Annotated in this window: 8 protein-coding genes; 2 read left to right on the top strand and 6 right to left on the bottom strand. The window is 68.4% G+C overall.

Annotated features, from left to right (window positions below; all coding sequences use genetic code 11):
* From VNJ47_12665 to VNJ47_12655, 3 genes are all read right to left on the bottom strand, one after another.
* Window positions 1–243: MBL fold metallo-hydrolase (locus VNJ47_12665; protein ID HXG29684.1), on the bottom strand; the 243-nt coding region annotated here is incomplete at its 3' end.
* An 11-nt stretch (window positions 244–254) separates the two neighbouring features.
* A complete protein-coding gene (locus VNJ47_12660; GenBank protein ID HXG29683.1) occupies window positions 255–1,085 on the bottom strand; it encodes a sulfite exporter TauE/SafE family protein in 831 nt (276 codons plus the stop codon).
* A 3-nt stretch (window positions 1,086–1,088) separates the two neighbouring features.
* A complete protein-coding gene (locus VNJ47_12655; protein ID HXG29682.1) occupies window positions 1,089–1,361 on the bottom strand; it encodes a metal-sensing transcriptional repressor in 273 nt (90 codons plus the stop codon).
* Between the two features lie 71 nt (window positions 1,362–1,432).
* Here VNJ47_12655 and VNJ47_12650 point away from each other — a divergent pair, with 71 nt between their 5' ends.
* Window positions 1,433–1,867 (top strand): YeeE/YedE thiosulfate transporter family protein, encoded by a 435-nt coding sequence (locus tag VNJ47_12650; GenBank protein HXG29681.1) that lies wholly within the window; start codon window positions 1,433–1,435, stop codon window positions 1,865–1,867.
* Window positions 1,864–2,283: a DUF6691 family protein gene (locus tag VNJ47_12645; GenBank protein HXG29680.1), complete on the top strand. Its 420-nt coding sequence runs from the start codon at window positions 1,864–1,866 to the stop codon at window positions 2,281–2,283. Before VNJ47_12650 ends, VNJ47_12645 begins: the two co-directional genes overlap by 4 nt.
* Here VNJ47_12645 and VNJ47_12640 read toward each other — a convergent pair.
* The 3 genes from VNJ47_12640 to VNJ47_12630 form a co-directional block, all read right to left on the bottom strand.
* A complete protein-coding gene (locus VNJ47_12640) occupies window positions 2,271–3,110 on the bottom strand; it encodes an SDR family oxidoreductase (protein HXG29679.1) in 840 nt (279 codons plus the stop codon). The two genes, VNJ47_12645 and VNJ47_12640, sit on opposite strands and share 13 nt — an antisense overlap.
* Before the next feature lie 107 nt (window positions 3,111–3,217).
* Window positions 3,218–4,429 (bottom strand): acyl-CoA dehydrogenase family protein, encoded by a 1,212-nt coding sequence (locus VNJ47_12635; protein ID HXG29678.1) that lies wholly within the window; start codon window positions 4,427–4,429, stop codon window positions 3,218–3,220.
* 54 nt (window positions 4,430–4,483) lie between these two features.
* Window positions 4,484–4,846 (bottom strand): enoyl-CoA hydratase/isomerase family protein (locus VNJ47_12630; protein ID HXG29677.1); only part of this gene is annotated, 363 nt, incomplete at its 5' end.

Raw genomic sequence — 4,846 nt, 5'->3', positions numbered from 1 at the left:
CTCGCCCATCATCGTCACGCAGCCGGTGGCCAGGCGCAGGTCGCCCAGGGCAGTGACGTGGTCGGCATGGGTGTGCGTGTCGGTGGCGATCACGAGCTTCAGGCCCAGCTGCTCGATCAGCGCCAGGTAGCTGTCGGTCTGCTCCTTGACCGGGTCGATCAGCAGCGCCTCGCCGCCCGGCCGGGAGGCGAGCAGGTAGGTGTAGGTGCTGGATTCGCGGTCGAAGAGCTGGCGGAAGATCATGACGTCTACCCTCAGACGAGATGGAGGCCCTGTGCGATCAGGGCCAGCGCCACCGTGCCGGCCAGCGCGGCAAAGCCGGCCTGCAGGCACGGGCCGGCGATGCGTGGCGCCAGCCGGCGGCCGGCGAGCATGCCGGCCAGCGCGCCGAGCGCAAAGGGCAGCGCGACCCGCCAGGGCAGGTCGTGGCCCAGCAGCCAGGCGCTGGCCACGGTGGCGCTGCTGATCAGCGCAATCGCCATCAGCGAGGTGGCCACCGCCGAGTGGATGGAGACTTCGCTGATCGCGCGCAGCGTCGGCACGATGACGAAGCCGCCGCCGACGCCCATCAGGCCGGACAGGAAGCCCGTGACCGCACCGCAGGCGCCGAGCGCAATGGCGCAGGGGCGCGTCCAGACGATGCGCCTGGTGACCGGGTTGAGGCGACACAGCGGGCCGCGCGCGTGACCCTCGTCGCCCGCCACCGCTGCGCGCACGACGCGGGTTTCCTCCGGCGCGCGCCGCGCCTGCCAGGCCATCTGCACGGACACGCCCAGCAGCACGACACCGAACAGCACGACCAGCCCGGCGTGCGGCAGCGCGGCCGCCGCCAGCAGGCCGAGCGGTGCGGTCAGCAGGCTGGCCAGCGCCATGAGTGCCGCCGCACGGTAGCGGATGTAGGCCACGTCCCAGGCGGCCAGCGTGCCGAAGGCGGAGGCCGCGGCCACGGCGATCAGCGCCACCGGCGCGGCCTGCACCAGCGTCCAGTCGAGCCCCCACATCAGCAGCGGCACGGCCAGGATCGAGCCGCCGGCGCCGGTCAGACCCAGCACCAGCCCCACCGCAATGCCGAGCAACAGGCCCATGTATCAGCCGTAGCGGGTCAGCAGCTCGGTCATGTGCGCCAGCTCGCTGCGCGCGCGCGGGCTGTCCAGGCCGAGATCGGTGAATTGCCTGCGCATGGCACAGGCCAGCATGTCGTAGAAAGCGCGGTCCAGCGCCTTGCGTGCGGCGGAGAGCTGCTGCGCGGTGCGTTCGCAATCGTCCTCGCGCTCGACCATCCGGATGACCGCGCGCAGCTGGCCCTCGGCCCGCCGCAGCCGTGCCAGTACCTGCGCCTTGTTCTCTTCCCAGTCGCGCATGTCATCTCCTGCTTGTCATATTCCGATGCATCATATACTATACAGGGTATAGTATTCAAGGCGACATTCCCATGAGCCTGTGGCCGGCCCTGCTGGGCGGCGTACTGATTGGCGCCTCGGCGCTGCTGCTGTATGCCGCCTTTGGCCGCATCGCCGGCATCAGCGGCATCGCCTTCGGCACGCTGTTCGGTGCCGCCGCGGAGCGTCGCTGGCGCCTGCTGTTTCTCGGCGGGCTGGTGCTGGGCGGCTGGCTGGCCGTCATCACGGGCATTGCCGCCATGCCGCACGCGCCGCTGCCGGATGCTGCCGGAATCGCGCTGATCGTGCTGGCGGGGTTGCTGGTCGGCCTTGGCACGCGCCTCGGCAACGGCTGCACCAGCGGGCATGGCGTCTGCGGACTCGCGCGGCTGTCGCGCCGCTCGCTGGTGTCGGTGCTGCTGTTCATGGGTGCGGGCATCGCCACCGCCTCGCTGCTGCGCCCGCTGCTGGCCGGGTTGGCGCCATGAAAGAACTGTTGCTGACGCTGCTGGCGGGGCTGCTGTTCGGCATGGGCCTGGTGCTGTCGGGCATGGCCGACCCGAAGATCGTGCTGGGCTTCCTGACCTGGGATGCGCACTGGAACCCGGCGCTGCTGTTCGTGATGGCCGGCGCGCTGGGCGTCACGGTCCCGGGTTTTGCCTGGCTGCGGCGCCGCGGCCAGCCGTTCCTGGCGGGGAATTTCAGCCCGCCGGCCGTGACGGCGATCGACCGGCGCCTGGTGCTGGGCGCGCTGACATTCGGATTGGGCTGGGGGCTGGCGGGCTTCTGCCCGGGCCCGGCGATCGTCTCGGCCGGCCTGCTGCAGCCGGCGGCGCTGCTGTTCCTGCCGGCAATGCTCGCGGGCGGATGGCTGGCGTCGCGGCTCGATGTCTACTTGAAGTAATCTGGCCGGCCGGCGGTCCAGATTTCACCCCAGTTGTAGCCTCCGCCGTCCACGACCAGCACCTCGCCGTTGATGAAACCGCCTGAGGGCGCGCTCAGGAACACGCAGGCCTCGGCGATTTCCATCGGCGTGCCGGGGCGTTTCATCGGATTGGCGCGCGGCCATTCGTGCGTGGCCTCGGGCGGGTAGACCCCGAGCCCTTCGGTGGCGGTGAGCCCCGGCGCCACGCAGTTGACGCGGATGTTGAGCGGCGCCCATTCGACCGAGACGGTACGGGTGAGTGCGGCGACGCCGGCCCGCGCCGCGGCAGTGTGTGCCACGCCCGGCATGCCGCGGTCGGCGACCGCAATGATGTTGACGATGCTGCCCGGTGCCTGCTTATCCCGCCAGTACTGCGCGGCACGCTGCATCATGTACCAGGTGCCGTTGAGGTTGTTGTTGATGACCGCGTTCCAGCCCTTCACCGGGTAGTCGATGGCGTGCCCCGGGAACTGGCCGCCGGCGTTGTTGATCTGGTAATCCAGCCGGCCGTACTCGGCGTCGAGCCTCTGGAACAGGTTCTCGACCTGCTCCGGCTCACGGATGTTGCAGGTCACCGGCAATACGCGCAGGCCCTTGCCGCGCAGGAACTCCGCCACGCGGTCGAGTTTTTCCTGCGTGCGGCCGCAGAGGGCGAGGTCCGCGCCCAGCCGCGCGAACAGCAGGGCAATGGCACGCCCAAGTCCCGTGCCGCCGCCGGAGACCAGCGCGACCTTGCCCTTGAACAGGTCAGGGTGGAAGACCGTGGGCGCGGCCCAGAGTTCGTCGAGGATGGTTTGTTCGTTCATTGTTGTTGCCTGTCATCCCCGCGCAGGCGGGGATCCAGTGGATCAAGCGCTGCTTCTGCTGGATTCCCGCTTTCGCGGGAGTGACAGTGACAAAGCCAAGGTCCGGTCTACTCCCGCAGCAACTCGCCGCTGATGATGATCTTGCGCACCTCGGTGGTGCCGGCACCGATCTCCAGCAGCTTGATCGCGCGATACAGGCGGTTGATCTCGCTCTCCCAGATGTAACCGGTTCCGCCGTGGATCTGCACCGCCTCGTTCAGCACCTTGTTCATCGTTTCCGCGACATACATCACGCCGGCGGCGGTCAGCTTGTGGATCTCGCCGCGGCCGCCCTCGTCCTCGCCGATCACGCTGGCCGCGCGCAGCACCTGGTAGGTGAACAGGCGCATGCTCTCGACCCAGGTGTACATGTCGGCCAGCTTGGACTGGATCATCTGGAAGCTGGCGATCGGCTGGCCGAACTGCTTGCGCTGGCGCGCATAGTCCAGCGACAGTGCCAGCGCGCGCTCGGCGATGCCGAGGCAGATCGGCGAGATCATGGCGCGCTCGAGGTCCAGCCCGCTCATCACCACGCGCACGCCCTTGTTCTCGGCGCCGACCAGGTTTTCGGCGGGAACTTTGCAGTCGTCGAACACCAGCTCCGCGGTCTGCGAGCCGCGGAAGCCCATCTTGATGAGCTTCTGCGCGACCTTGAAGCCGGGAAAATCCTTTTCGACGATGAAGGCCGAGATGCCCTGCGCGCCCTTGTCCTTGTCGGTCTTGGCATAGACCAGCAGCACGTCGGCCACCGGACCGTTGGTGATGTAGATCTTGCGGCCGTTGAGAATGTAGTGGTCGCCCTCGCGGCGCGCGACGGTCCTCATCGAACCCAGCGCATCGCTGCCTGCGCCCGGCTCGGTCAGGCCGAGCGCGCCGATCAGCGTGCCCTTGCACAGGCCGGGCAGATATTTCCGTTTCTGCGCCTCGTTGGCGTTGCGCAGGATGTTGTGCAGACACAGGTTTTCGTGCGCCACCCAGGCCAGGGCGAGGGCGTGATTCCAGCGGCCGATGGCCTGCAGGATCAGGCCGCTCGTGAAAACGTCCATGCCCGAGCCACCGTAAGTCTCCGGTGCGGTGATGCCGAAATAGCCGGTCGCACCGATCTTCCTGAACACGTCCTCGGGCCACCATTCCTCGTCGTCCATGCGCTGGGCGAGCGGGTAGAGCTCCTTCTGCGCGAAACGATCGGCCTGCGCCAGGATGTCCATTTCGTCGGTGGACAGACCGGTGAAGGCCTGCATCACACTGGGGCGGTCGGTGGGTCGGTGATTGTCGGGCATGGGTAATACGACTCGTGTTGCAATGGACTAAAGGTATGTGGAGAAGGCCCGTGGCTACTTCGTCCGATGTGGTGAGGGCGGCTCGACGATTTCATCCACCAATCCCCACTCGAGGGCGGTCTTTGCGTTGATGCGCCGGCCGGACAGCACCCACCACGCGGTGCGCTGGCGGCCGATGCGGCGCGGGATGCTGACGCAGCCGCCGCCGCCCGGCAGCAGGCCGAGCTGCAGCTCCGGCATGTGGAAAAACGTGTCTTTCGCCGCGGTCACGCGCCGGCAGAAGGCCGGCAGCTCCACGCCGGAACCGATGCAGGCGCCGTGCACATGGCACTCGAGGCGCGCGGCGCACTGCGCCAGGAAACGGCCCGGCATGGTCAGGGCGCGGATGAGATGCGCGCTGGCGGGATCGGGCAGGCT

The sequence above is a fragment of the Nevskiales bacterium genome, assembly GCA_035574475.1.
In the GTDB taxonomy this organism is placed as follows: Bacteria; Pseudomonadota; Gammaproteobacteria; order Nevskiales; family DATLYR01; genus DATLYR01.
Note: the sequence above shows the minus strand (reverse complement) of the source record. Positions and strands in the feature narration are given on the sequence as shown.